This is a genomic window from Gemmobacter fulvus, from assembly GCF_018798885.1.
Classification (GTDB): Bacteria; Pseudomonadota; Alphaproteobacteria; order Rhodobacterales; family Rhodobacteraceae; genus Gemmobacter; species Gemmobacter fulvus.
In genome coordinates, this window is record NZ_CP076361.1 from 875,675 (window position 1) to 899,464 (window position 23,790).

A 23,790-nucleotide genomic window follows, 5' to 3' on the forward strand; every position below is an offset into this window, starting at 1 on the left:
TGCCCTCCCGGCGCATGGGGATCAGCGCGGGAATACCTCGACCTGCGGCAGATCGGTCAGGCCAAGACCGGCCGCCCGAAACGCCGCGAGCGACAGTTGCGCCGCCCCGTCGCCCGGCAACAGATCCACCTGCACCGTCTGCCCGCCTGCGGTCTTGACAAGCCCCGGCACCGGCGCGCTAACCAGCGACGATTTCAGCCAGAAGCCCGGCACCGTCACATCCCCCAGACTGACCACCACCTTGCCCAAAGGCGCCACCTGCACCGGAACCGTGGCCGCTGTGGCCGCCGCCCGTTGTGCTTCGGTTGTGGTATCCAGCGTCTCGGCGGTTCTGGCCCCGGCGCTGGGGCGCGGTGCCGTCAGCGCAGGGCTGGGGGCGGCAGCGACGGGCGCAGCCGTCCGCGTCTCCTCGCGTTTCAGAAAATCCGGCATCGCCCCGCAGCCCGCCAGCAGCGCGGCGCATAGCCCAAAACCCATCCAGCGCAGCATGATATTCTCCTCTGCAATCTTGGGGATACGATAGTCGGGGGGGAACGGCGCAGCAACCGTCGCTTTCGCGCTTGCTGCACCGGGGGCAAAGGCTTAGAATCATTCCATGAACGCTCCATTGATCGACCCCTTCGCCCGCGCGATCAGTTACTTGCGCGTCTCGGTCACTGACCGCTGCGATTTCCGCTGCGTCTATTGCATGTCGGAAAATATGACCTTCCTGCCCAAGGCCGACCTTCTGACGCTGGAAGAGCTGGACCGCATGTGTTCCACCTTCATCGGGCTTGGCGTCGAAAAGCTGCGCATCACCGGCGGCGAGCCTTTGGTGCGCAAGGGCATCCTGACCTTCTTTCAGGCGATGAAACGGCATCTGGACCGTGGCGCGCTGAAAGAGCTGACGCTGACCACCAATGGCAGCCAGCTTGCCCGCTATGCGGCGGATCTGGCCGCCTGTGGCGTGCGGCGGATCAATGTCTCGCTCGATACGCTGGATGCGACGAAGTTCGCGCAGATCACCCGCTGGGGGCGGCTGCCGCAGGTTCTGGAGGGCATAACTGCCGCCAAGGCTGCGGGCTTGCGCGTCAAGATCAACACCGTGGCGCTGAAAGGCTTCAACGAAGATGAACTGTTCACGCTGGTCGACTGGTGTGCGCAGGAAGGCCATGACCTGACCTTCATCGAGGTGATGCCGATGGGCGATCTGGGCAATGAGGATCGGCTGGACCAGTATTGGCCGCTGTCCGACCTGCGCGCCCGCTTGGCCACGCGCTTTACCGTCACCGATCTGGCCGAGCGCACGGGTGGCCCCGCCCGCTATCTGCGGCTGGAACAGACCGGGCAGAAGATCGGCTTTATCACGCCCCTGACCCATAATTTCTGCGAAAGCTGCAACCGCGTGCGGCTGACCTGCACCGGCGAATTGTATATGTGCCTTGGGCAAGAGGATATGGCCGACCTGCGCGCGCCGCTGCGGGCCAGTGCCGATGATGCCGTGCTGGTGCAGGCCATCCGCGATGCGATCCTGAAAAAGCCGAAAGGGCATGATTTCGATTATTCCCGCCAGAAAGTCGCGGGGCAGATGACCCGCCACATGAGCCATACGGGTGGCTGAGCGGGATCAGAACAGGATCCGCAGGGGTCTTTCTGATGGCGGAGCCCTGCGGCTGTCTTTTGAAAACTGTGTCATGCAGGGCCGATCCGAATGAATATCTCGTCTGACTCCGGCCTGTTTCTGCGGGCGCTTGCGCATCTTCTGCCCGCCATGGCCCGCCCGCCGCTGCGCGAGGCGCTGCGCGCCGGGTTGGGAGGGGCCTTGGCGCTCGGGCTGATGGCCGTGCTGCTGGAACGGTTCCGCCCCGAGACGGCCGGCATGATGCTGATCGCGCCGCTGGGGGCGACCGCGTTTTTGCTGTTTGCCGTGCCGAACAGCCCGCTCGCCCAGCCCTGGCCCGCTCTGGTCGGCAATATGCTGTCGGCCCTTGTCGCCACAGCGGTGGTGATGGCGGGCCTACCGCAACCGATTGATATCATTCTGGCAATTGGTGGATCCTTTGTCGCCATGGCGCTCGCCCGTGCCATGCACCCGCCCGGTGCTGCCGTGGCGCTCTGGGCTGTGCTGACAGCCCCGGTCATTCAGGAGATCGGTTATGCCTTTGTCCTGACCCCGGTGGCGGTCGACACCGCGCTGTTGATTCTGGCGGCAACGATCTGGAACCGCGCGACGGGCCGCGCCTATCCGTTCCGCCTGCCGATCGACGCGCCAAGCCCGCCCGCCCCGATCCGCCGCGCCCTGCCGCCACCGGAAGAGCTGGAAACGCTGCTGGAAAGCCTGCGTCTGACGGCGAATATCGGGGTGGAGGATCTGACGCGCCTGCTTGAAGAACTCGAACGCCGCCACCCACATTCTGCGCCGCCGCCGCGCTGATCGCTCAGCCCAGCCTGCCCAGCACCGAGTGCAGGCTTTCGGCCGAAAACGGCAGATCCAGCACGAACCAGCGCCCCGCCCCGATGGGGCGATCCCCCCACAGCGACACCACCGCCCCGCCCAAAGCTTCGATCCGTGCAGGTAAATCGGCCTTCGCCAGATCCTCGGCACAAAGATTGACAAAGGCCGCCGTCAGCCCCGGCAATTCTGCCAGCCAGGCCACGGCCTGAGACGCGGTTGAGGCCAGCACCACATCGGCCCCCGGATGCGCCTCGCGCAGCAATTCCGCCAGATCCTCGGCGACCAAGGGCATGGGATCCACCACCAGAAACCGGGGGGCCTCCTGCACGACATCGTTCCCTTGCACCGTCATACCGTTTTACCTCGCACCCGATTCCTTCGGGATAGCGGCTGACCATGGAACCTTTCACAGGTTCACGCATTAAACTGTGACATAGCAAAAGCCAGAAAGGCGCCCCCGGATGACAACCGCCTGTCAAGCCTGCCCCTTGCGCAAGAAACCGCTGTTCCAGCAGATGAGCGATGACGAGCTGGTTTTCATGCAGAAGTTCAAGAAGGGCGAATTGTCGGTGCAGGCGGGCACCACGATCCTGCTGGAGGGGGCGGCCAGTCCGCAATTGTTCACTGTGCTGCGCGGTCAGGGCCTGCGGTATAAAACACTGGAAGATGGTCGGCGGCAGGTGGTCAACTTCGTGTTTGCCGGTGATTTTCTGGGTCTGCAATCGGCGCTGATGGGCGAGATGAAACACACGACCGAGGCGACGACCGACATGGTGTTATGTGTCTTTGATCGCAACGAATTGTGGAACCTGTTCCGCACCCATCCGGGGCGCGGTTATGATCTGACATTTCTGGGCGCGACCGAAGAGCATTTTCTGGGCGATGCGCTGGCGACGCTGGGCCAACGCGAGGCCATCGAACGCGTCGCCTGGGCCCTGATGCGCATGTGGCGGCGGGCCGAAGGTCTGGGGTTGACCGGCTCTGGCACAGCGCCCTTGCCATGGAAACAACAGGATCTGGCCGATGCGGTGGGCCTGTCGCTGGTGCATACCAACAAGACGCTTGCCCGACTGAAACGCGAAGGCATCGCGGTCTGGCAAGACGGTCGGCTGGCCCTGCCGAACCGCGCCCGACTGGCCGAAATCGCCATGTATGACGATGGCGACATCGTGCAACGCCCGCTGTTCTGAGGGTTGGGTTCAGTTGTGCTTTTGTGAAATGGTCGGGGCGAGAAGATTCGAACTTCCGACCTACGGTACCCAAAACCGTCGCGCTACCAGGCTGCGCTACGCCCCGACTGCGCGCTTCCTACTAAGCTTGCGCCGGGTTGGAAAGCCCTATTCTGCCGCGCAGGGCCAGATCGCCGCAGTCTGTGCGATGGCGGGGTGGCGCAGCTCTGCGCCGGGGGCAATGCCCAGCCGGGCGGCCAGACCGCCACGGATTTCCAGCACGAGTGTCACATCCGTGCCGCCATCAATCGGGGTTTCATCCTGCGGCACAGCATTGGAATGCACATGCGTCACCCGCCCCGTTGCATCGGCAAACACCATGTCCAACGGGATCAGGGTGTTTTTCATCCAGAACACCGCATGTTGCGGATATTCATAGACAAACAGCATCCCGGCCGAAGCGGCCAGCTCTTCGCGGAACATCAGGCCCTGCGCACGTTCGTCCGCATCATCGGCCAGTTCAACGGAAAACTGCGCCTGCCCGAAGGGCCCGCGCAACTGCACTTGCGCCGGATCGCAGCTCTGCGCCCGTGCCAAGGATGGCACGAGCCCTGAAACCAGAACCAGAGCGGCAATCAGCCGTCCTGACCACGCGCTGCTGCTTCCCATGATACCACCTGTACCGCCATACGCCCGCGCTTGCCGTCGATGATGCGCAGGCACACCGCCTCGCCCGCCGCAAGATCGGCAAAGCCGGACAGGCGCAACACCTCGACATGCACGAAAACATCTTCGGGCCGTCCAAACACATTGGCAAAGCCAAAGCCCTTGGATTTGTCGAACCATTTCACCCGCGCCGGTTCCAGCGGGCGGGCTGCGATCTCTTCGGGCGTGGCAAGGCCATGCTCCTCGCCCAGCGGGAAGGCCATTCCAGCGGGCGGCTCGATCTTCAGAACCTCCACCGCCTGCACCCCACGCTGCGTATTCTGCACCATGACGCTGATGTTCGTTCCGTCGGCGACGGAACTCTGCCCGTAATTGCGCAGCACATTTGCATGCAGCAATATGTCCGATCCGCCTTCATCCGCGAGGATGAAACCGAACCCCTTGGCAGGGTCGAACCACTTTACTTTGCCATGCACCATTCGTGGTGTGGCGACGTTCTCTTCAGTCATCGCAGAGCCGTTTCCCCAGATTAAGCCCCTCGGGTATAGTCAATCGGGCAAAGCTTCGGCGTGTTCAAGTGAAAAACCGACCCAATTATGCCGCTGCATTTCACGAAGCGTGAAATTCAAGGGTTCAGACGGTCGATTTTCCACTGGCTCTCCAAGCTGTCACGCTGCCAACGGAAGCGGTCGTGCAACCGGAAGGCACCATCGGCCCAGAACTCTATTTCCAGAGGCCGAATGCGCACACCGCCCCAGAACGGCGGGCGGGCAGGATTCGGACCCTTGAGCGCTGTCACCTTGGCCACTTCGGCCATCAGCGCGCCGCGCGACGACAGCGGCTGCGACTGCGCGCTGGCCCAGGCCCCCAGACGAGATTTCAGGCTGCGGCTGTGATAATAGTCATCGGCCTGCGGGCCCTCTTCGCGTTCGGTCAGGCCGCGCACCCGGATCTGGCGGCGCAGCGACTTCCAATGCAGCACAAAGGCCGCCTTGCCAGTTGCGGCGATCTCCTGCCCCTTCACGCTGCCGTAGTTGGTGTAGAACACAAACCCGCCCGCGCCTGTCGTTTCGATCTCTTTCAGCAACACCATCCGCACATTGGGCAGGCCGTCGGCATCCACGGTGCCCAAGGCAATGGCGTTCGGGTCATTCGGCTCCTGCCCTTCGGCGTCCTGCAACCAGCTTTGCGCGAGCGCAAAGGGGTTGTCGCCCGCGAAGATCCCCGTCCTGTCCATCACCATGCTCCGTCTGTGCCAATTCCGCCTCCTGCGTTACATTCCGCGTCGCAAGATTCAAGCACAGCTGTCGCGGAAATTAGCCCGGGCCTGCGGGCTTTCAAGCCTTGTCGGGCGGGCTTCTCCGCATAGCCGCCCTTGATGCGGCCCACCGGATCGCCTACACGTCGGGATCAGCCAAAAATAACGCGACGAGGGAACGAATGGCGACTGGACTTCTGGCCGGAAAGCGCGGGCTCATCATGGGCCTCGCCAATGACAAGTCGATCGCCTGGGGCATCGCCAAAGCCTGTGCCGATCAGGGGGCCGAACTGGCCTTCTCGTATCAGGGCGACGCTCTGAAAAAGCGGGTCGAGCCGCTGGCCGCCTCGATCGGATCAGATTTTCTGGCCGAATGCGATGTGTCGGACGAAGCCTCGCTGGACGGGCTGTTTGCCGCGATCAAGACCCGCTGGGACAGCCTTGATTTCGTGGTTCATGCCATCGGCTTTTCCGACAAGAACGAATTGCGCGGCCGCTATGTCGATACCTCGCCTGCGAACTTCCGCATGACGATGGACATTTCGGTCTACAGCTTTACCGCCGTCTGCCAACGCGCCTCGGCGATGATGGGGCCCGGCGGCAGCCTGCTGACGCTGACCTATTACGGTGCCGAAAAGGTCATGCCGCATTACAATGTGATGGGTGTGGCCAAGGCCGCATTGGAGGCATCGGTCAAATATCTGGCCGAGGATCTGGGCAAGGATGGCATCCGCGTCAACGCCATTTCCGCCGGGCCGATCAAGACGCTGGCCGCCAGCGGCATCGGCGATTTCCGTTATATCATGAAGTGGAACGAGCTGAACTCGCCGCTGCGCCGCAATGTGACGCAGGAAGAGGTGGGCAAGGCCTCGCTCTATCTGCTGTCGGACCTTGGGTCGGGCACCACCGGCGAAAACCTGCATGTCGATGCGGGCTATCATGTCGTTGGCATGAAGGCCGTGGATGCGCCGGATATCGACGTGGTGACGGGGCGCAAGGAATGACGCTGGCGGCCTTTCTCGCGGTTGCGCTGCTGCATCTGATGGCCGCCATCAGCCCCGGCCCTGCCGTGCTGATGGCCGCGCGCACCGGCGTGACCGAAGGGCTGCGCACCGGCGCGTTTCTGGCGGCGGGCATCGGCCTTGGCGGCGTCATCTGGGCGGCGGCAGCGCTGTTCGGCCTCAATCTCGTGTTCGAGGCCGCGCCTGCCCTGCTCTGGGCGCTGAAGCTGCTGGGCGGTGCCTATTTGATCTGGATGGCATGGGGCATGTGGCGCGATGCCACCACGCCGCTGGATCTGGATCAGGCCAGCCGCCTGCCCCGCTCGCCCGCCTCGGCTTTCCGGCTGGGGGTTCTGACCCAGCTTGCCAATCCGAAACCGGCGGTGCTGTTCTCGGCCATCTTCATCGGCACCGTGCCGCAGGGCACCGCGCCCTTGGTCTATGTCGCGCTGCTGGTCGTGGTTTTCCTGAACGAAACCGTCTGGAACATACTTGTCGCCCGCATCTTCTCGTTCGAGCGGACCCGCGCGGGCTATATCAGCCTGAAAACCGTGATTGATCGCAGCTTTGGCGGATTGCTCGCCCTGCTGGGCGTCAAGATCGCCGCCACCTGAGGAGCCTTCAGATGATCGACCGCCTGCCGCATGAAAAGGGCTTTCACGTCAGCTGGGACCAGATCCACCGCGATGCCCGCGCGTTGGCCTGGCGGCTGGATGGCAAGGGGCCGGATGGCGGCGCCTGGCGGGCCGTGGTCGGGATCACGCGCGGCGGGCTGGTGCCGGCGATGATCGTCTCGCGCGAGTTGGACATCCGCGTGGTCGATACGATTTCGGTGAAAAGCTACAGCCACCAGTCGCAGACCGAAGCGCAGGTGACCAAAAGCCCGCAGTCAGAGCTGATGGGCGATGGCACCGGCATCCTGATCGTCGATGATCTGGTGGATTCCGGCAAGACGCTGGAACTGGTGCGCAAGCTCTATCCCCGCGCGCATTTTGCCACGGTCTATGCCAAGCCGAGCGGCAAGCCGCAGGTCGATACCTATATCACCGAGGTCAGCCAGGACACCTGGATCTTCTTCCCCTGGGATATGGCGCTGCAATATGTGCAGCCGTTCCGCGGCACGGATTGATCTGTGCGGCCTGTCCGCCGCACCGCCCCCAAACCTTCGAGGCCCCGATGACCCTGCCGCTGAACCCCGCCATGGCCGCCACCTTCCCGCCCCCGGTGATGGAGGCGCGGCGCTGGCTGTCTGGTGTGGTCTTCACGCCGGAGCGGCCGCTGATCAATGTCAGTCAGGCAGCGCCGGTGGACAGCCCGCCCCTTGGCCTGCGTCAGGCGCTGGCCGAGGCGGCACTGCATGATCCGCAGGCGCATCTTTATGGCCCGGTTCTGGGCCTGCCCGCCCTGCGCGAAGAGATTGCGGCGCAATGGTCCGCCGCCTATGGCGGCAGCATCCGGGACGATCAGGTGGCGATCACCCAGGGCTGCAATCAGGCCTTCACCGCCGTGATGTCGACCCTCGCCGGGGCGGGGGACGAGGTGATCCTGCCGACGCCATGGTATTTCAATCACAAGATGTGGCTGGATATGCAGGGCGTGACCACGGTGCCGATGGCGACCGGAAGCGACCTGCTGCCCGATCCTGACAAGGCCGCCAGTCTGATTACCCCGCGCACCCGCGCCATCGTGCTGGTCAGCCCGAACAATCCGGGCGGCGTGGAATATCCCGCCGAGTTGATTGGCCGCTTCCGCGATCTGTGCCGGGGCCGCGGGCTGGCGCTGATCGTCGACGAAACCTACCGCGACTTCGACAGCCGCCATGGCCGCGACATTGGCGGCAGGCCACATGATCTGTTCACCGATCCCGATTGGGACGATGTGCTGATCCAGCTGTATTCCTTTTCCAAGGCCTATCGGCTGACCGGGCATCGCGTGGGGGCCATCGTGGCCGCCGCTGCCCGGCTGGCCGAGGTGGAGAAGTTTCTGGACACGGTGGCGATCTGCCCGTCGCAACTAGGCCAGATCGGCGCGCTGTGGGGGATGCAGAACCTTGGCGCATGGGTCGCGGGCGAGCGGGCCGAAATTCTGGCCCGGCGCGCCGCGATGCTGAACGGGTTCAAGGCCTTGCCCGCCTGGCGTCTGCTGGGCTGCGGCGCCTATTTTGCCTATGTCGAACACCCGTTTGACGCCAGCTCGGCCGATCTGGCGAAACAGCTGGTGCAGGATCAGGCGATCCTGATGTTGCCCGGCACCATGTTCCAGCCCGACAGCCATGCCGAAGGCAAACGCCAGTTCCGCATTGCCTTTGCCAATGTCGATGCGGGCGGGATTGCGGAAATGTTCAACCGGCTCAGCGACTTCCGCCCCTGAGCGTTTCTGCGCAGTTTGACAGGGGCCGATACCCGGCCCTTGCCGCGCAGGCCGCCAGCGCATAGAACCTCTGCCAAACCCAAGCAAAGCAGGCCCCAACATGGCACAAGACAGCGAAACCGACAGCCCGAAACGCAAGCGCCGGGGGACTTCGCTGATGGTCTGGCTGTTGATGGCCATGCTGATTGCGGGATTGGGGGGCTTTGGCGTCACCAATTACGGCACCGGCGTCACCGCCATCGGCAGCGTGGGCGGGCGCGAGATTGACGTGAACCAATATGCCCGCGCGTTGCAAAGCGAGATCAGCGCCTTTGGCGCACAGGTCGGCACGCAGATCGGTGTGCAGGAGGCACTGACGCTGGGGCTGGATGGCAAGGTGCGTCAGCAACTGGTGACGGCGGCGGCGCTGGATGACGAGGCGGATCGCATCGGCCTGTCGGTCGGCGATGCGCGCGTGGCCAAAGAACTGACCTCGATGCCCGCCTTCAAGGGCACCTCGGGCAATTTCGATCCAGAAACCTACAGCTTCACGCTGGAGCGCAACAATCTGACCAAGGCGGAGTTCGAAGCGACGCTGCGCGATGATCTGGCGCGCGCGCTGCTGCAAGGGGCGGTTGCGGGCGGCTTTGCCTCGCCCGCGCCGCTGACCGACACACTTTATGCCTATATCGCGGAACGTCGGGGCCTGACCCTGCTGGCCCTGGGCGAGGCGGATCTGCCCGCCCCCCTGCCCGAGCCGGCCGACGCCGAATTGCAGGCGCATTATGACGCCAATATCGCGGCTTTCACCAAACCCGAAGCCAAGCGCATCACCTATGCGGCGCTGCTGCCGGAGACGCTGGCCGCCACCATGCCGGTGGACGAGGCGGAGCTGCGCAAGCTGTATGATGAACGGATCGACGAATTCGTAAAGCCGGAGCGGCGGCTGGTCGAACGGCTGGTCTTTGCCACCGAGGACGAGGCAAAGACCGCCAAGGCCCGGATCGACGCGGGCGAAGGCTTCGAGGCGATCGTGGCCGAACGCGGGCTCAAGCTGATCGACATTGATCTGGGCGATGTATCGCAGGCCGATCTGGGGGCTGCGGCAGAGCCGGTCTTTGCGCTGACCGAACCGGGTGTCGTCGGCCCGCTGCCGTCGGAATTCGGCCCGGCGCTGTTCCGCATGAACGGGATTCTCGCCGCGCAGGAAACCAGCTTTGACGATGTGAAAACTGATCTGACGCTGGAATATCAGCAGGATGCCGCCCGCCGCACCATCGGTGACCGGCTGGAGGCGATTGACGATGCGCTGGCCGGTGGGGCCACGCTGGAAGAACTCGCCGCCGAGCAGAAGATGGAACTGGGCACGCTGGACTTCTCGGCGCAGTCCGATGCCAAGATCGCAGGCTACCCCGCCTTCCGCGAGGCCGCAGCCGCGGTACAGGCCGGTGACTTTGCCGAAGCGGTGCAACTGGACGATGGCGGCCTTGTGGCGCTGCGGCTGGACGAGATCGTGCCCGCAGCCCCCATCCCCTTTGCCGAAACGCGCGACGCCGTGGCCGAAAGCTGGCGCAAGGAGGCGCTGCGCAAGGCGCTGTCGGCCCGTGCCACCACCATCAAGACCGAAGTCGAGGGCGGGGCCAATCTCGGGTCTTACGGCATCCTCAGCGTGACGCCGGAAATTGCCCGCGACGGGTTCATCGAAAAGGCCCCGGAAAGCCTGCTGCCGACGGTGTTCAAAATGGCCGAAGGTGAGATTCAGGTAATCGAAACCCCGGATTTCGTCGGCCTCGTGCGGCTGGACCGGATTCAGGCCCCGGCGTCCGAAGGAGAATCCGCAATTGCGCTGAAAGGGGCCATCACCGCGCAGGTCGAACAGGCGCTGTCGCAGGATGCCTTTGCGCTGTTCTCGGCGGGGCTGGCGTCCAAGGCGGGTATCACGCTCAATCAATCCGCCATTGATGCGGTTCACGCGCAATTCCAGTAAGGGCCTGAAATGTCTCTCATTCCTTCATTCGAGACGTTCGAGCGCGGCTGGAATGCCGGGCAAAACCAACTGGTCTATGCCCGCCTTGCCGCCGATCTGGATACGCCGGTCAGCCTGATGCTGAAACTGGCCGAGGCGCGCACGGATACCTTCATGCTGGAAAGCGTGACGGGTGGCGAGGTGCGGGGCCGCTATTCGGTGGTCGGCATGAAGCCGGATCTGATCTGGCGTTGCCGGGGCGAGGCATCCGAGATCAACCGCGAAGCGCGCTTTGACCCGCAGGCCTTCAAACCGCTGGATGGCCATCCGCTGACCACCTTGCGGGCGCTGATCGCCGAAAGCCGGATCGAGATGCCTGCCGATCTGCCCGCGATTGCCTCAGGGCTGTTTGGCTATCTGGGTTATGACATGATCCGGCTGGTGGAACATCTGCCGGATGTGAACCCCGATCCGCTGGGCCTGCCCGATGCGGTGCTGATGCGCCCGTCGGTGGTGGCCGTGCTGGACGGGGTGAAGGGCGAGGTGACGGTGGTGGCCCCGGCCTGGGTCGGATCGGGCCTGTCGGCCCGCGCCGCCTATGCGCAGGCCGCCGAGCGGGTGATGGACGCGCTGCGCGATCTGGAACGCGCCCCAGCGGTGCAGCGCGATCTGGGCGAAGTGGCCCCGGTCGGCGAGATGGTGTCGAACTTCAGCCATGACGGGTACAAACAGGCTGTGGAGCGGGCGAAGGATTACATCCGCGCGGGCGACATCTTTCAGGTGGTGCCCAGCCAGCGCTGGACCCAGCGGTTCGAGCTGCCGCCCTTTGCGCTTTATCGCAGCCTGCGACGCACCAACCCCTCGCCCTTCCTGTTCTTCTTCAACTTCGGCGGCTTTCAGGTGATCGGGGCCAGCCCCGAAATCCTCGTGCGACTGCGCGAAGGCGAAGTGACGGTTCGCCCGATTGCAGGCACGCGCAAACGCGGCGCCACGCCCGAAGAGGACAAGGCGCTGGAACTGGATCTGCTGTCCGACAAGAAAGAACTGGCCGAACATCTGATGCTGCTGGATCTGGGTCGCAACGACGTGGGTCGCGTGGCCAAGATCGGCACGGTGAAACCAACCGAGAAGTTCATCATCGAACGCTATTCGCACGTCATGCACATCGTGTCGAACGTGGTGGGTGAGATTGCCGAGGGCGAGGATGCGCTGTCGGCGCTGCTGGCGGGTCTGCCTGCGGGCACGGTGTCGGGCGCGCCCAAGGTCCGCGCCATGCAGATCATCGACGAGCTGGAGCCGGAAAAGCGCGGCGTCTATGGCGGCGGCGTCGGTTATTTTGCCGCGAATGGCGAGATGGATTTCTGCATCGCGCTGCGCACTGCCGTGCTGAAGGACGAGCAGCTGTATATTCAGGCCGGGGGGGGCGTGGTCTATGACAGCGACCCCGAGGCGGAATTTCAGGAAACCGTCAACAAATCCAAGGCGCTGCGCCGTGCCGCCGAAGATGCGGGCCTGTTCTCCCGCACGCGCAACAGCTAATCCCTGCGGGGCGCCCGAGCGGCGCCCCTGCCCCGCGTGACGGGCTCAGAACGCCTTGAAGGTCATCGTCGTCAGGGTGCGCACGATGCCCGGAATGTCGAACAGCCGCTCTGACAGGTAATGGCCGACATCCGCGTCCTCCGGGATATAGACCTTGGCAATCAGGTCATATTCGCCCGAGGTGGAATAAAGTTCGCTCACCACCTCGCGGTCATAGATGGCGGTGGCCACCGCATAGGTCTGGCCGGGGGTGCAGCGGAACTGGACGAAAACGCAGATCATGGGCAGGCTCCTTTGGCGGCAGATTAGGCGGCTGGCTGCGGCTTGCCAAGGGTCACGGATCAGGCTCGGTCGCGCGCAGCGCCAGCGGGGCTGCCGCCTTGGGCAGATCGTCAATGCCCAGCGGCACCTGTGGCCGACCCAGCCGGTTGCGGATCACCCACATCAGCCGCTTTTCGGCCCGGGTGATCGCCACATAGGCCAGCCGTTTCCACAGCGGGATGCCGGCCTCGGTCCGCCCGGCCTGTGCCGCGGCCCAAAGATCCGGCGCGAAAACCTGCACCGTATCCCATTGCGAGCCCTGCGCCTTGTGAATGGTGACGGCAGAGCCATGCAGGAACGCCGCCCCCATCGTGGCCGCCGACGGAATGAACGGCTCTTCCTCGTCGGGGCGTTCGATCTTGATGATCGAGGCCGCCGACAGTTGCGGCTCTTCGGCGCCAATCACATGCAGCTTGGCAAAGCCGCTGCGCGCGCCCGGCCCGAGGTAGATCACCTGCGCGCCCTTGATCAGACCGCGCGCTTCCAGATCAATGCGTTTCTTGCGGTGTTTCAGCGGCAGTTCGATCCCGTCGCAGATCAGCGGCTCGCCGGGGATCAGCGCATCCACCGGCGCGCCTTGCGCCGCCCGGAACGCTGTGATCAGCCGGATGCGCGTGGCATTGCGCCAGACCAGCACCGGGCTGCGCGCCATCAGATCGCTGTCCACCCGTTCGGCCATGACCACCCGGTCATCATCACGCGCCGCACGTTCCACCATGCGTTCGAACTGGTCAAAGCTCAGATCCGGGTCCGCAAGCGCATGGGCCAGATCGAGGATCGGGTTGCCCTCGGCCTGCCGGTGAATCCTGCTGAGGATCAGCTTGCGGGTATCGCCCAGCCGGTCAAACACCATCTCGCCCGATTGCCCCACCGGGGCCAACTGCGCCGGATCGCCAAACAGCACCAGCGTCGGGAAAATGGCGCGCAGATCATCGAACTGCCGTTCATCCAGCATCGAGGATTCGTCGACAAAGCCCACATCCAGTGGCTCTTCACGCCGCTTCCAGCCCTTGATGAAATCGCTGCCGCGCAGACCCGCCGCCGCCAGCGCGCCGGGGATCGAGGCGACCTGATCGTAAAACGCCTTCGCCCGGTCCAGCGCCAGTTCGGTCAGACCTTCCACCTCGGGCCGCTTGCCCGTGCCCGCCAGCCATTCGGCGATCAGTTCATATTGTGGATCATAAACCGGCGTATACAGGATCCGGTGGATCGTGGTCGCCGGAACTCCACGCATCCGCAGCACCGAGGCCGCCTTGTTGGTGGGGGCCAGAATCGCCAGAGTGCGCCGATCCTTGCGCTTTTTGCCTTCGTAATCACCCGACACGATCTCGACGCCCGCGCCCAGCATCGCCTTGTAAAGCTGTGCCAGAAGCATGGTCTTGCCCGATCCGGCCTTGCCCACAACGGCCAGAACCGAAGATTTCTCTTCGATGGGCGGCTGGAGGGTGCCGTCGTGCAGATCAATGCCCATCCCACGCAACTGGTCGGCAACACGGTCCCAGGCCTCGGCCTGATCGTCAGAGAAGGGAAGGGCTGGGCTTTGCATCGCGCGGACCATAAAGCAGCCGCGCCGCGGTGGCGAGGGGGTGCGTTCGGGCGCTGCTCAGTTCGGACGACCGCTGCGCGACAGGCCGATCATACCGCTGCCACTGCCCCCCTCACCGCCCTGCGCCGCAAGCTCTGCCTCGGCCACCCGCATCGCGGCATCGACCTGCGCCGCCAGCGCCGGAAGCCCGTTGGTCAATGCAAACCCTTTCAGATCCGCCAGAACGTCAAAAATCCAGTCATGGTGCATGTGGCCACCGCCTTTCGATTGCCAAAGCATGGAAATGAGGGATTCCACCTACCGTGACATTATCAGGTCAGAGGTCAATAGACTGTCACTAAACCAAATGTATCCAAGCATAAAAACGCCGCCCCCGAAGGGACGGCGCAAATATTCGCTCTGGTTGTGCGCAACTCAACCCTGACGGCTGGCCTCCAGCGTGTCTTCGAAGGTGCGCAGGCCGGTGCGCGGGGCCTGCACCAGCACCGCCATATTGCCCGGCTTGTGTTCGTTGCGCCGCATCTTGATATGCGCCGCAGGAATATCGGCCCAGGGGAAGACTTCGGACATGCACGGGTCGATCCGGCGCTCCAACATCATCTTGTTGGCGGCGGCGGCCTGTTTCAGATGCGCGAAGTGGCTGCCTTGCAGGCGCTTCTGGTGCATCCACATATAACGCACGTCAAAGGTGCAGTTGAAACCCGAGGTGCCGGCACAGATCACCACCATGCCGCCCTTCTTGCACACCAGCGACGAGACGGGGAACGTGGCCTCGCCCGGGTGTTCAAACACCATGTCGACGCTGACGCCCTTGCCGGTGATATCCCAGATCGCCTTGCCAAAGCGGCGGGCCTCTTTCAGCCACTCATTGTATTCGGGCGTGTTGACCGTGGGCAACTGGCCCCAGCACTTGAATTCCTTGCGGTTGATCACGCCCTTGGCGCCAAGGCTCATCACGAAGTCGCGCTTGTCCTCTTCGGAAATCACGCCGATCGCGTTGGCCCCGGCGGCATTGATCAGCTGGATCGCAAACGAACCCAGACCGCCCGATGCGCCCCAGACCAGCACGTTCTGGCCCGGCTTCAGGTCATGCGGTTCATGCCCGAACAGCATCCGGTACGCGGTGGCCAGCGTCAGCGTGTAGCAGGCCGCTTCTTCCCAGGTCAGGTGTTTCGGCCGCGGCATCAGTTGCTGCGCCTGCACGCGGGTGAACTGCGCGAAAGAGCCGTCCTGGGTCTCATAGCCCCAGATGCGCTGGCTGGGCGAAAACATCGGGTCGCCGCCATTGCACTCTTCATCGTCGCCGTCGTCCTGGTTGCAGTGGATGACAACCTCATCGCCCACTTTCCAGCGCTTCACCTTGTCACCCACCGCCCAGACGATGCCCGAGGCATCGGAGCCTGCGATGTGATAGGGGGCCTTGTGCACGTCGAAGGGCGAGATCGGCACGCCCAGACCCGCCCAGACGCCGTTGTAATTGACGCCTGCCGCCATCACCAGCACCAGCACTTCATGGCTGTCGATGGCCCAGGTGTCGACCACCTCCACCTGCATTGCCACGTCGGGTTCGCCGTGCCGCTCGCGGCGGATGGCCCAAGCATACATCTGCTTGGGCACATGGCCGAGCGGCGGCATTTCGCCAACCTCATACAGGTCTTTGATCGGCGCGTCATAGGCGACGATGTTCTGATGCGTATCCAGAGCCATGGGGGCCTCCTGCCAAAGTTATGCCGCGCCGCAGAATCGACGCGGTTATGGAGGCAAGGAATACCGCGACCACGCAACATTGCAATAGGTCAAAGGTATATTTTGTAATTTTATGTCTGCCGCGTTGCAGCGTCAGCTCTTCTTTTTGACGAACTCGGTCAGGATCACGATGCGCTGCCCTTCAACGCGGCCTTCGATATGCCCGGCATTGTCGGCCACAAGGCTGATGCCACGCACCGCCGTGCCGCGCTTGGCGGTAAAGCCCGCGCCCTTCACCGGCAGATCCTTGATCAGCACCACGGTATCGCCCTGTGCGAGCAGCGCGCCGTTGCTGTCACGATGCTCCAGCCCCGCCACAGGTGCCGCACCGGCCCAGGCTTCGGCCTCGGTGGACAGAACCATGCCCTCGCGCGCCTCGACCGCCCAAGGCGCGTCCAGCGTGCCCAGCTTGCGCCAGACCGCGAATTGCACCACCGGCTCGGCAGACCATGCAGCGCCTTCCAGACAGCGCCAGTGATCTGCCGCAGCCGGGCGTTCCTCGCGGCAGAGCGCACAGAGCAGCACCGGCCCGGCAGGCGGCACCTCATGCGCAGCCAGCGCCTCGGCATCGCCGCAAAACTCGCAAACGCCGCCTGCGCGGGTGATCAGTTCATCTGCCATGATCGGTCCTTTCCGGCCAGAAATCGGCACCTACCCTTTCCCTTAGTCGCCGCCTGCCGTCACGACAATCGCCAGTGCCCCGATTGTGCTTGCTTTTTTGGCCCTGCGGCTCCATATAAAGACAGCGACGTTATCTCTATCGACCACTGTCTCCCTTACCGGCACAGCATTCGATCTTCAGCTGACCGAGCCGGGCCGCCGCACTTTCGCGGGCGGCATATCTAGAGGAGACATCACGATGGCTAAAGGCACCGTGAAATGGTTCAACGCCACCAAAGGTTTCGGCTTCATTGCACCGGAAGGCGGCAAGAAAGACGTGTTCGTTCACATCACCGCTCTTGAGCGCGCTGGCATCCGTTCGCTGGCCGACGGTCAAGCTGTGACCTTCGACATCGAAGCAGGCCGTGACGGCCGCGAATCGGCAACCAACCTGTCGATCGCATGATCTGACGCGGGCAACCGCGCAGACAGAATTGAAAAGGGCGAGCTTTAAGCTCGCCCTTTTTCATTGCAGCAGGGTCAATGCGGCAGAGCCGCCTGCGTGATCAGGCCGCACGCCAGAGCAGACGATCACGCAGGGCATGTTCAAAGCCCACGCGCATCGACACCGCCGACAGAGGCGAGCGCAGCAGAATCGGTTCGCTGCGATCTTCGGGGAAGCTTTGCGCGACACATTCGCCGGAAATCAGGATCACCGGCAGTTGCGCATGCGCGCCGCGCAGCAGGGTAAAGGCCTTGCGCCCGGCACTCAGCCCGCCAAAGGCGTCACAATCCATCACGAACAGCCCGTAGCCGGAGGGATCGTCGATCAGCGCCTCAAGTGCTGCGAACAGCTCCTCTTGCGTCTCGACCCGCCCGCCAAAGCCCGCCAGGCGCCGCGTGGCCGCTTCGGCCCCCGGCGATCCGACCTGCGCCAGCATCAGAACCCGCACGCCCCACCCCACCAGAGCGGCCTCATGATCCATCGGGCGAAACATCTGCATGGGAACCTCCACTGATCGCAACATACTGTTCCAGATTTCAGGCTAGTGAGGGTTCGTGGCAGGATTGTGGAAACAACAGGGCGACTCTTCTCTCAGGCGGCCCAATTGTGGCAAACAATGCCATATTGTGATCTGCCGCCGCCTCGCGCAGCATCGGCCAAACGGCATGGATCCATGATGACAAACCCCGATTATCAGACGCTTATCGACGCCCCGACCTGGGCCTTCATCCGCGAAACCGAAAGCTGGTATCCGCCGGATGCGGTTGGCCTGACCATCGCGCAGCAGCGCGCGGTTTATGACCGGATGTGCGCCGCGTTCCACGCCCCGCATCCCGCGGGTGTGGCCGTGCGGGATCTGGCCTTCGGCAGTGTGCCCTGCCGCCTGTATGAAAGCGGCCAAGCCCTTGTCACCGTGATGTATTTTCATGGCGGCGGCTTTGTTGTCGGCGGGCTCGACAGCCATGATGATGTCTGTGCCGAGATCTGCGCCGCCACCGGCTTCCGGGTGATCAGCGCCGATTACCGGCTGGCCCCCGAACACAAACACCCCGCCGCCTATGAGGATTGCCTTGCCGCCACCCGCGCGGCGGCAGCGGCCTATCCCGGCCCGATGCTTCTGGTGGGCGATTCGGCGGGCGGGGCACTGGCGGCGTCGGTCTGCCACCGGCTGCGCCATGATCTGCCGCTGCGCGGGCAGGTGCTGATCTATCCGGGGCTGGGCGGCGACCGCGACCGGGGCAGCTATCTGACCCATGCGCAGGCGCCGATGCTGTCACGCGACGATGTGCTCTATTACGCCCGGATGCGCCATGACGGCCCGGAACCGCAGAACGATGCCAGTGCTGCCGTGCTGCAGGACCGCGATTTCAGCGCCCTGCCCCCGACGGTGGTGATTGCGGCGCAATGTGATCCGCTGGCCGATGACGGGCGCGACTACCGCGATGCCATCCGCGCGGCCGGTGGCCGGGCCGAATGGATCGTGGAGCCGGGGCTGGTGCATGGCTATCTGCGCGCGCGCCATACGGTGCCGCGCGCTGCCGAAAGCTTTGCCCGTATCTGCGCGCATCTGCGTATTCTGGCAGAGTGATTGGCGAAGGGCGGCGGGGAGCCCCGCCGCCCTGTTCTCAGTTGCCCGCGCTTTCCATGCGGCGGCTTTCGATCACCTGCTCCAGCCAGCCCAGTTTCATTTCCGGCACGGAGGACAGCAGAAGATCGGTGTAATCATCAAACGGCGGCGCCAGCACATCGGATTTCGGCCCATAGCGCTGCACCTGCCCCTTGTACATCACCGCGATCCGATCGGCGATGGCGCGCACCGTGGCCAGATCATGGGTGATGAACAGATAGGCCACGCCCGCCTCGGCCTGAAGGTTCAAAAGCAGCTTCAGAATCCCATCCGCCACCAGCGGATCGAGCGCCGAAGTCACCTCGTCGCAGATGATCAGCTTGGGCTGCGCGGCCAGAGCGCGCGCGATGCAGACCCGCTGCTTTTGCCCGCCCGACAGCTCTGCCGGATAGCGGTCGGCAAACCCGCGCCCCATTTCGATCTGATCCAGCAATTGCTGGATGCGGATGCGCTTCGCCTCGCCGGTCAGGCCGAAATAGAACTCCAGCGGTCGCCCGATGATGGTGCCAACGGTCTGGCGCGGGTTCATCGCCACATCGGCCATCTGATAGATCATCTGCAATTCGCGCAGATCATCGCGCGACCGGCCCGCCAGATCGGCAGACAAGGTGCGCCCGGCAAAGGTGATGCGCCCCTGCGAGGCGGGCAGAAGGCCGGTGATCACCCGCGCCAGCGTCGATTTGCCCGACCCGCTTTCGCCCACCACCGCCAGCGTCTGCCCGGCAGGCAGATCGACGGTCACGTTTTTCAGCACGTCGAAATGCGTGCCCTTGTAGCGGGCGGTGACGCCCTGCACGCTCAGCACCGGGGCCGCCCCCGGCGGCTTTTCGGCATGGTCGATGGAGCGGACAGTGACCAGCGCGCGGGTATAATCCTCGTGCGGCTCTTCGATGATCTGCTGCACGGTGCCATATTCCACCGTCCGGCCATGGCGCAGCACCATGATGTGATCGCTGACCTGTGCCACCACCGCAAGATCATGGGTGATATAGAGGGCAGCAACGCCGGTTTCCTGAATCGCCTCCTTGATCGCCGCCAGCACGTCGATCTGGGTTGTCACATCCAGCGCGGTGGTCGGTTCGTCAAAGATCACCAGATCGGGCTTCGGGCACAGCGCCATCGCCGTCATCACCCGCTGCAACTGCCCGCCTGACACCTGATGCGGAAAGCGCTTGCCGATGGTTTCGGGGTTGGGCAAGCCCAGCTTGCCGAACAGCATGACCGCCCGCGCCTCGGCCTCGGCCCGGGTCAGCTGACCATGCGACAGCGTGGTTTCGATCACCTGCTCCATCAGCTGCTTGGCCGGGTTGAAGGCCGCCGCCGCCGATTGCGCGACATAGGTCACTTCCTTGCCGCGCAAGGCCCGCAGACCACCCGCGCCACCTTTCAGGATGTCGCGGCCATTCAGGATCACCTCTCCACCGGTGATGCGCACCCCGCCGCGGCCATAGGCCATGGAGGACAGGCCGATAGTGGATTTGCCGGCCCCGGATTCCCCGATCAAGCCCAGAACCTTGCCCTTTTCCAGCCGCAAAGACACATCATGCACCAGCACCACATCGCGCGGCGGCTCGCCCGGCGGATACGAGGTTGCCTCGATCCGCAGATTGCGGATCTCCAGCATGGCTGTTGTTTCGGAAGGGTTACGCACCACGGCCTCCTTTCAGGCTGGAGGTGCGGTTCAGCACCCAATCCGCCACGAGGTTGACCGAGATGGCCAATGTGGCGATGGCAAAGGCCGGGATCAGCGCGGCGGGGATGCCGTAAACGATCCCCTCCTTGTTTTCCTTCACGATGCCGCCCCAATCGGCCATCGGCGGTTGCACGCCAAGGCCAAGGAAGCTGAGTGTCGAGATGAACAGCACCGCAAAGATGAAGCGCAGGCCCATTTCCGCCACCAGCGGCGACAGCGCATTGGGCAGGATTTCGCGAAAAATGATCCAGGCCTGTTTTTCGCCGCGCAGACGCGCCGCCTCGACGTAATCCATCACCGTGATGTCCACCGCGACGGCCCGCGACAGGCGGAACACGCGGGTGCTGTCCAGAATGCCCATCACGAGGATCAGAACCGGCAGCGTCACCGGCATCACCGACAGCACCACCAGCGCCGAGATCAGCGAAGGGATGGACATCATCAGATCGACCAGCCGCGACAGCACCTGATCGACCCAGCCGCCCTTGACGGCGGCGAACAGGCCCAGCACCGAGCCGAGCGTGAAGGATAGAAGCGTGGAACAGGCGGCCACGAAGATCGTGGTCTGCCCGCCCCAGATCATCCGGCTCAGCAGATCGCGGCCAATGCTGTCGGTGCCCAGCCAATGGGCAGCCGACCACGGCTCCCAGCTGTCACCGACCACTTCGGCCATGCCATAGGGGGCGATAAGCGGGGCAAAGATGGCAGCGAAGAAATACGCGCCGGTGAAGACAAGACCGATCAGGGCGGCCAGCGGGATGCGGCTCATTTCGGGTGCCTCAGTCGCGGATTTGCAAGGATGGAGACAACATCGGCCACAAGATTCAGCCCGATATAGACCCCCGCGAACACAAGCCCGCAGGCCTGCACCACCGGAACGTCACGTTTACTGACGTGATCGACCAGATATTGCCCCATGCCGGGATAGACGAACACCACCTCGACCACGACCACACCGACCACCAGATAGGCGAGGTTGATCATCACCACATTGACCACCGGCGCAATCGCGTTGGGCAGTGCATGTTTGGCGATGATGCTGAACGGGCGCAGGCCCTTGAGTTCGGCGGTTTCGATATAGGCGGATTGCATCACGTTCAGGATGGCTGCGCGTGTCATCCGCATCATATGGCCCAGCACCGCCAGCACCAGCACGAGGATCGGCAGCGAAATCGCATAAAGCTTCTCGCTCAGCGCCATGCCGTCATAGACGGTGGAAAGCGACGGAAACACCCGGAACTGCACCGACAGAAAGTAGACCGCGATATACCCCAGCAGAAATTCCGGCACCGAAATCGTGGCCAGCGTCACGGTAGAAATCAGTTTGTCGGGCCAGCGGTTGCGATAACGCACCGACAAAAGCCCAAGCAGGATCGCCAGCGGCACGGCAATCACGGCGGCACAGAAGGCCAGGAACAGCGTGTTGCCCAGACGTTTGCCCAAGGCGGGGGCAATCGGTTGGCCATTCGACAGCGCATTGCCCAGATCGCCCTGCACCACGCCGCCCAGCCAACCGAAATAGCGGCTGATTGCGGGTTCATTCAGCCCCAGCTCTGCCCGCAGGTTGGCCAAGGTTTCGGGCGTGGCCGATTGGCCCAGAATGCTTTGCGCCACATCTCCGGGCAGAACCTGCGTGCCGACAAAAATCAGCACCGACGCCGCCCACAACAAAATGAGTCCCAGCGCAAGGCGCTGGGAAACCAGTTTCACGACCGGATGCACCATCCGGTTCACGCCATCCAAGTCTTGGCCGAGGCAAAGCCGTTCATCAGCTCTTGCGCCGGGTCATCAAACCAACCTGCGACCGCTTCGGTATGCGCCTCGACCCAGTCGTTGAACATCGGGCAGATCAGCCCGCCTTCTTCCCACAGGATCGTCGCAATCTGGGTATACAGCGCCTTGCGCTTGTCCTGATCGCTTTCGCTGCGGGCTTGCAGCACCAGCGCGTCAAATTCCGGGTTGAAGAACTTGGTGTCGTTCCAGTCCGCCGTGGAAAGATAGGCGGTGGAATACATCTGGTCCTGCACCGGACGCCCGCCCCAATAGCTGGCGCAGAAGGGTTTGACGTTCCAGACATCCGACCAATAGCCATCATCCGGCACGCGCTTGATTTCCAGCGGGATGCCCGCCGCCTTGGCGGTCTGCTGGAACAGCGCGGCTGCGTCGACCGCGCCGGGGAAGGCCCCGTCGGCCACGATCATTTCGATCGGGCTGCCATCATGGCCCGAGGCCTTGTAATGTTCGGCGGCCTTTTCCAGCGAGAATTCACGCTGCGGCAGGGTTTCGTCAAACAGCGGATAGGCCTTGTTCACCGGCAGGTCATTGCCGATGGAGCCGTAGCCATCCAGAATCTTGTCGACCATTTCCTGACGGTTGATCGCGTATTTCAGCGCCAGCCGCAGATCCTTGTTGTCGAACGGCGCGGTGTTGCAGTGCATGATGAACACATAGTGCCCGCGACCGGCAACGTTGGTGACCTTGACGCCCGGCGCGCGTGCCAGAAGCTTGGCCACCTTCGGGTCGACCCGGTTGATGATCTGCACCTGCCCCGATTGCAGCGCCGAGGTGCGTGCGGTGGTGTCGTTGATCACGATGATCTCGACGCCATCGTAATGGCCGCGCGTCGTATCCCAGTCGTCCTTGTTCTTCTCGAAGGCATAACGCACGCCCGGCTCGGCGGCGGTCAGCTTGTAGGGGCCGGTTCCGATGCCCTTGTTCGGGTCTTCGACGCCGCCCTTGGGCTGCACGATCAGGTGGTAATCGGCCAGCAGATACGGAAGGTCGGCATTGCCTGCCGACAGGGTGAACACCACATTGCCGCCATCGGCCTTGATGTCGGAAATGCCCTGCATGATGCCGAAGGCACCCGATTTGGCATTCTCGTCCGAGTGGCGCTTCATGCTGGCGACCACATCATCAACCGTCATGTCGGTGCCGTCGTGGAACTTCACGCCTTCGCGGATCTTGAAGGTCCAGACCGAGCCATCCTCGTTCGAAGCAACGGTTTCGGCCAGACGCGGCTCGATGGTGCCATCAGGCAGCACGTTGACGATGGTATCACCCCACTGGCGGTTGACGTTAAAGGCAACCGGCCCGTCCGCCAGCCCCGGATCCAGCGCATCGGTGCTTTCACCGCCACCCAGACCCATCTTCAGCACGCCGCCCTTCTTGGGCTCTTCCGCACGCGCCATGCCCGGCAGCAGCGAGGTGCCGAGTGCCGCCGTCAGCCCGAAGGCAGCGGTTCGGCTGAGGAACGAGCGGCGGCTCAACCCCGAAGTGTCGATGAAATCCAGCAGCTTGCTGAGGTCGTCTTTCATCCGAGTCTCCCTGACAGTCTTGTTGATTATTTGCTCAAGCATGGAGCATATGG

26 protein-coding genes and 1 tRNA gene are annotated in these 23,790 nt (G+C 63.6%); 11 read left to right on the forward strand and 16 right to left on the reverse strand.

Features of this window, described 5'->3' with window-relative positions:
• Positions 1-21: 21 nt before the first annotated feature.
• A complete protein-coding gene (locus tag KM031_RS04315; RefSeq protein ID WP_246566779.1) occupies positions 22-489 on the reverse strand; it encodes a hypothetical protein in 468 nt (155 codons plus the stop codon).
• A gap of 106 nt (positions 490-595) precedes the next feature.
• Here KM031_RS04315 and moaA point away from each other — a divergent pair, with 106 nt between their 5' ends.
• Positions 596-1,600 carry a GTP 3',8-cyclase MoaA gene (gene moaA / locus KM031_RS04320; protein WP_215503324.1) on the forward strand — a complete coding sequence of 335 codons (1,005 nt, stop codon included), beginning with the start codon at positions 596-598 and terminating at the stop codon, positions 1,598-1,600.
• 90 nt (positions 1,601-1,690) lie between these two features.
• Positions 1,691-2,413, forward strand: coding sequence for an HPP family protein (locus tag KM031_RS04325; protein ID WP_215503325.1), 723 nt, complete (start codon positions 1,691-1,693; stop codon positions 2,411-2,413).
• A 4-nt stretch (positions 2,414-2,417) separates the two neighbouring features.
• Here KM031_RS04325 and KM031_RS04330 read toward each other — a convergent pair whose 3' ends face one another.
• A complete protein-coding gene (locus tag KM031_RS04330; protein ID WP_215503326.1) occupies positions 2,418-2,786 on the reverse strand; it encodes a response regulator in 369 nt (122 codons plus the stop codon).
• Between the two features lie 109 nt (positions 2,787-2,895).
• Between KM031_RS04330 and KM031_RS04335 the strand changes: the two genes are divergently transcribed.
• Positions 2,896-3,624, forward strand: a complete 729-nt coding sequence (locus KM031_RS04335) for a Crp/Fnr family transcriptional regulator (RefSeq protein WP_215503327.1) — start codon at positions 2,896-2,898, stop codon at positions 3,622-3,624.
• Positions 3,625-3,653: 29 nt separating this feature from the next.
• Here KM031_RS04335 and KM031_RS04340 read toward each other — a convergent pair.
• The 4 genes from KM031_RS04340 to pdxH all read right to left on the reverse strand — a co-directional run bounded on the left by KM031_RS04340 (position 3,654) and on the right by pdxH (position 5,506).
• Positions 3,654-3,730: transfer RNA gene (locus tag KM031_RS04340), tRNA-Pro, on the reverse strand.
• A 41-nt stretch (positions 3,731-3,771) separates the two neighbouring features.
• On the reverse strand, positions 3,772-4,272 hold the full coding sequence (locus KM031_RS04345) for a DUF192 domain-containing protein (protein ID WP_215503328.1): 501 nt from the start codon (positions 4,270-4,272) through the stop codon (positions 3,772-3,774).
• Positions 4,239-4,778: a cold-shock protein gene (locus tag KM031_RS04350; RefSeq protein WP_215503329.1), complete on the reverse strand. Its 540-nt coding sequence runs from the start codon at positions 4,776-4,778 to the stop codon at positions 4,239-4,241. The genes KM031_RS04345 and KM031_RS04350 overlap by 34 nt, the downstream gene beginning before the upstream one ends.
• A 116-nt stretch (positions 4,779-4,894) precedes the next feature.
• A complete protein-coding gene (pdxH, locus tag KM031_RS04355; protein ID WP_215503330.1) occupies positions 4,895-5,506 on the reverse strand; it encodes a pyridoxamine 5'-phosphate oxidase in 612 nt (203 codons plus the stop codon).
• Positions 5,507-5,709: 203 nt separating this feature from the next.
• Here pdxH and fabI point away from each other — a divergent pair, with 203 nt between their 5' ends.
• From fabI to trpE, 6 genes are all read left to right on the forward strand, one after another.
• Complete coding sequence (gene fabI / locus KM031_RS04360) at positions 5,710-6,531, forward strand: enoyl-ACP reductase FabI (RefSeq protein WP_215503331.1); 822 nt, start codon at positions 5,710-5,712, stop codon at positions 6,529-6,531.
• Positions 6,528-7,142, forward strand: a complete 615-nt coding sequence (locus KM031_RS04365) for a LysE family translocator (RefSeq protein ID WP_215503332.1) — start codon at positions 6,528-6,530, stop codon at positions 7,140-7,142. Before fabI ends, KM031_RS04365 begins: the two co-directional genes overlap by 4 nt.
• Positions 7,143-7,153: 11 nt before the next feature.
• Positions 7,154-7,657, forward strand: a complete 504-nt coding sequence (gpt, locus tag KM031_RS04370) for a xanthine phosphoribosyltransferase (RefSeq protein WP_215503333.1) — start codon at positions 7,154-7,156, stop codon at positions 7,655-7,657.
• 47 nt (positions 7,658-7,704) lie between these two features.
• Complete coding sequence (locus KM031_RS04375; protein ID WP_215503334.1) at positions 7,705-8,898, forward strand: aminotransferase; 1,194 nt, start codon at positions 7,705-7,707, stop codon at positions 8,896-8,898.
• Between the two features lie 100 nt (positions 8,899-8,998).
• On the forward strand, positions 8,999-10,864 hold the full coding sequence (locus KM031_RS04380) for a peptidyl-prolyl cis-trans isomerase (RefSeq protein ID WP_215503335.1): 1,866 nt from the start codon (positions 8,999-9,001) through the stop codon (positions 10,862-10,864).
• 9 nt (positions 10,865-10,873) lie between these two features.
• The gene (trpE, locus tag KM031_RS04385) at positions 10,874-12,382 is read left to right on the forward strand and encodes an anthranilate synthase component I (RefSeq protein WP_215503336.1); all 1,509 of its coding nucleotides are present in this window, start codon (positions 10,874-10,876) and stop codon (positions 12,380-12,382) included.
• Between the two features lie 45 nt (positions 12,383-12,427).
• Here trpE and KM031_RS04390 read toward each other — a convergent pair whose 3' ends face one another.
• The 5 genes from KM031_RS04390 to KM031_RS04410 all read right to left on the reverse strand — a co-directional run bounded on the left by KM031_RS04390 (position 12,428) and on the right by KM031_RS04410 (position 16,616).
• Positions 12,428-12,664, reverse strand: coding sequence for an Lrp/AsnC family transcriptional regulator (locus KM031_RS04390; RefSeq protein WP_215503337.1), 237 nt, complete (start codon positions 12,662-12,664; stop codon positions 12,428-12,430).
• Positions 12,665-12,716: 52 nt separating this feature from the next.
• Positions 12,717-14,261, reverse strand: a complete 1,545-nt coding sequence (locus KM031_RS04395; protein ID WP_260692103.1) for an ATP-dependent DNA helicase — start codon at positions 14,259-14,261, stop codon at positions 12,717-12,719.
• Positions 14,262-14,306: 45 nt separating this feature from the next.
• Positions 14,307-14,498 carry a hypothetical protein gene (locus KM031_RS04400; protein WP_215503339.1) on the reverse strand — a complete coding sequence of 64 codons (192 nt, stop codon included), beginning with the start codon at positions 14,496-14,498 and terminating at the stop codon, positions 14,307-14,309.
• Positions 14,499-14,663: 165 nt separating this feature from the next.
• Positions 14,664-15,956 carry a crotonyl-CoA carboxylase/reductase gene (ccrA, locus tag KM031_RS04405; protein ID WP_215503340.1) on the reverse strand — a complete coding sequence of 431 codons (1,293 nt, stop codon included), beginning with the start codon at positions 15,954-15,956 and terminating at the stop codon, positions 14,664-14,666.
• A gap of 132 nt (positions 15,957-16,088) precedes the next feature.
• Positions 16,089-16,616: a PhnA domain-containing protein gene (locus tag KM031_RS04410; protein WP_215503341.1), complete on the reverse strand. Its 528-nt coding sequence runs from the start codon at positions 16,614-16,616 to the stop codon at positions 16,089-16,091.
• A gap of 238 nt (positions 16,617-16,854) precedes the next feature.
• On the opposite strand from KM031_RS04410, the gene KM031_RS04415 reads away from it, so the two are divergent.
• Positions 16,855-17,061, forward strand: a complete 207-nt coding sequence (locus tag KM031_RS04415) for a cold-shock protein (protein WP_107663139.1) — start codon at positions 16,855-16,857, stop codon at positions 17,059-17,061.
• Between the two features lie 100 nt (positions 17,062-17,161).
• On the opposite strand, the gene KM031_RS04420 is transcribed toward KM031_RS04415, so the two are convergent.
• Positions 17,162-17,599, reverse strand: coding sequence for a hypothetical protein (locus tag KM031_RS04420; RefSeq protein ID WP_215503342.1), 438 nt, complete (start codon positions 17,597-17,599; stop codon positions 17,162-17,164).
• A 177-nt stretch (positions 17,600-17,776) separates the two neighbouring features.
• Between KM031_RS04420 and KM031_RS04425 the strand changes: the two genes are divergently transcribed.
• Complete coding sequence (locus tag KM031_RS04425; RefSeq protein ID WP_215503343.1) at positions 17,777-18,688, forward strand: alpha/beta hydrolase; 912 nt, start codon at positions 17,777-17,779, stop codon at positions 18,686-18,688.
• Positions 18,689-18,725: 37 nt separating this feature from the next.
• Here the strand turns inward: KM031_RS04425 and KM031_RS04430 are convergent, their stop codons facing one another.
• Genes KM031_RS04430 through KM031_RS04445 form a run of 4 tightly spaced genes read right to left on the reverse strand, consistent with a single transcriptional unit; the run spans position 18,726 to position 23,737 of the window.
• The gene (locus KM031_RS04430) at positions 18,726-20,351 is read right to left on the reverse strand and encodes an ABC transporter ATP-binding protein (RefSeq protein ID WP_215503933.1); all 1,626 of its coding nucleotides are present in this window, start codon (positions 20,349-20,351) and stop codon (positions 18,726-18,728) included.
• Between the two features lie 19 nt (positions 20,352-20,370).
• Positions 20,371-21,189: an ABC transporter permease gene (locus KM031_RS04435; protein ID WP_215503344.1), complete on the reverse strand. Its 819-nt coding sequence runs from the start codon at positions 21,187-21,189 to the stop codon at positions 20,371-20,373.
• A complete protein-coding gene (locus tag KM031_RS04440; RefSeq protein WP_215503934.1) occupies positions 21,186-22,142 on the reverse strand; it encodes an ABC transporter permease in 957 nt (318 codons plus the stop codon). Before KM031_RS04440 ends, KM031_RS04435 begins: the two co-directional genes overlap by 4 nt.
• Positions 22,143-22,150: 8 nt before the next feature.
• Complete coding sequence (locus tag KM031_RS04445) at positions 22,151-23,737, reverse strand: ABC transporter substrate-binding protein (protein ID WP_215503345.1); 1,587 nt, start codon at positions 23,735-23,737, stop codon at positions 22,151-22,153.
• Between the last annotated feature and the right edge of the window lie 53 nt (positions 23,738-23,790).

Bases quoted from the DNA above. Each gene is read 5' to 3' on its own strand.
- KM031_RS04315 (WP_246566779.1), bottom strand. From the start codon at position 489: ATGCTGCGCTGGATGGGTTTTGGGCTATGCGCCGCGCTGCTGGCGGGC.
- moaA (WP_215503324.1), top strand. From the start codon at position 596: ATGAACGCTCCATTGATCGACCCCTTCGCCCGCGCGATCAGTTACTTG.
- KM031_RS04325 (WP_215503325.1), top strand. From the start codon at position 1,691: ATGAATATCTCGTCTGACTCCGGCCTGTTTCTGCGGGCGCTTGCGCAT.
- KM031_RS04330 (WP_215503326.1), bottom strand. From the start codon at position 2,786: ATGACGGTGCAAGGGAACGATGTCGTGCAGGAGGCCCCCCGGTTTCTG.
- KM031_RS04335 (WP_215503327.1), top strand. From the start codon at position 2,896: ATGACAACCGCCTGTCAAGCCTGCCCCTTGCGCAAGAAACCGCTGTTC.
- KM031_RS04345 (WP_215503328.1), bottom strand. From the start codon at position 4,272: ATGGGAAGCAGCAGCGCGTGGTCAGGACGGCTGATTGCCGCTCTGGTT.
- KM031_RS04350 (WP_215503329.1), bottom strand. From the start codon at position 4,778: ATGACTGAAGAGAACGTCGCCACACCACGAATGGTGCATGGCAAAGTA.
- pdxH (WP_215503330.1), bottom strand. From the start codon at position 5,506: ATGGACAGGACGGGGATCTTCGCGGGCGACAACCCCTTTGCGCTCGCG.
- fabI (WP_215503331.1), top strand. From the start codon at position 5,710: ATGGCGACTGGACTTCTGGCCGGAAAGCGCGGGCTCATCATGGGCCTC.
- KM031_RS04365 (WP_215503332.1), top strand. From the start codon at position 6,528: ATGACGCTGGCGGCCTTTCTCGCGGTTGCGCTGCTGCATCTGATGGCC.
- gpt (WP_215503333.1), top strand. From the start codon at position 7,154: ATGATCGACCGCCTGCCGCATGAAAAGGGCTTTCACGTCAGCTGGGAC.
- KM031_RS04375 (WP_215503334.1), top strand. From the start codon at position 7,705: ATGACCCTGCCGCTGAACCCCGCCATGGCCGCCACCTTCCCGCCCCCG.
- KM031_RS04380 (WP_215503335.1), top strand. From the start codon at position 8,999: ATGGCACAAGACAGCGAAACCGACAGCCCGAAACGCAAGCGCCGGGGG.
- trpE (WP_215503336.1), top strand. From the start codon at position 10,874: ATGTCTCTCATTCCTTCATTCGAGACGTTCGAGCGCGGCTGGAATGCC.
- KM031_RS04390 (WP_215503337.1), bottom strand. From the start codon at position 12,664: ATGATCTGCGTTTTCGTCCAGTTCCGCTGCACCCCCGGCCAGACCTAT.
- KM031_RS04395 (WP_260692103.1), bottom strand. From the start codon at position 14,261: ATGGTCCGCGCGATGCAAAGCCCAGCCCTTCCCTTCTCTGACGATCAG.
- KM031_RS04400 (WP_215503339.1), bottom strand. From the start codon at position 14,498: ATGCACCATGACTGGATTTTTGACGTTCTGGCGGATCTGAAAGGGTTT.
- ccrA (WP_215503340.1), bottom strand. From the start codon at position 15,956: ATGGCTCTGGATACGCATCAGAACATCGTCGCCTATGACGCGCCGATC.
- KM031_RS04410 (WP_215503341.1), bottom strand. From the start codon at position 16,616: ATGGCAGATGAACTGATCACCCGCGCAGGCGGCGTTTGCGAGTTTTGC.
- KM031_RS04415 (WP_107663139.1), top strand. From the start codon at position 16,855: ATGGCTAAAGGCACCGTGAAATGGTTCAACGCCACCAAAGGTTTCGGC.
- KM031_RS04420 (WP_215503342.1), bottom strand. From the start codon at position 17,599: ATGCAGATGTTTCGCCCGATGGATCATGAGGCCGCTCTGGTGGGGTGG.
- KM031_RS04425 (WP_215503343.1), top strand. From the start codon at position 17,777: ATGACAAACCCCGATTATCAGACGCTTATCGACGCCCCGACCTGGGCC.
- KM031_RS04430 (WP_215503933.1), bottom strand. From the start codon at position 20,351: ATGCTGGAGATCCGCAATCTGCGGATCGAGGCAACCTCGTATCCGCCG.
- KM031_RS04435 (WP_215503344.1), bottom strand. From the start codon at position 21,189: ATGAGCCGCATCCCGCTGGCCGCCCTGATCGGTCTTGTCTTCACCGGC.
- KM031_RS04445 (WP_215503345.1), bottom strand. From the start codon at position 23,737: ATGAAAGACGACCTCAGCAAGCTGCTGGATTTCATCGACACTTCGGGG.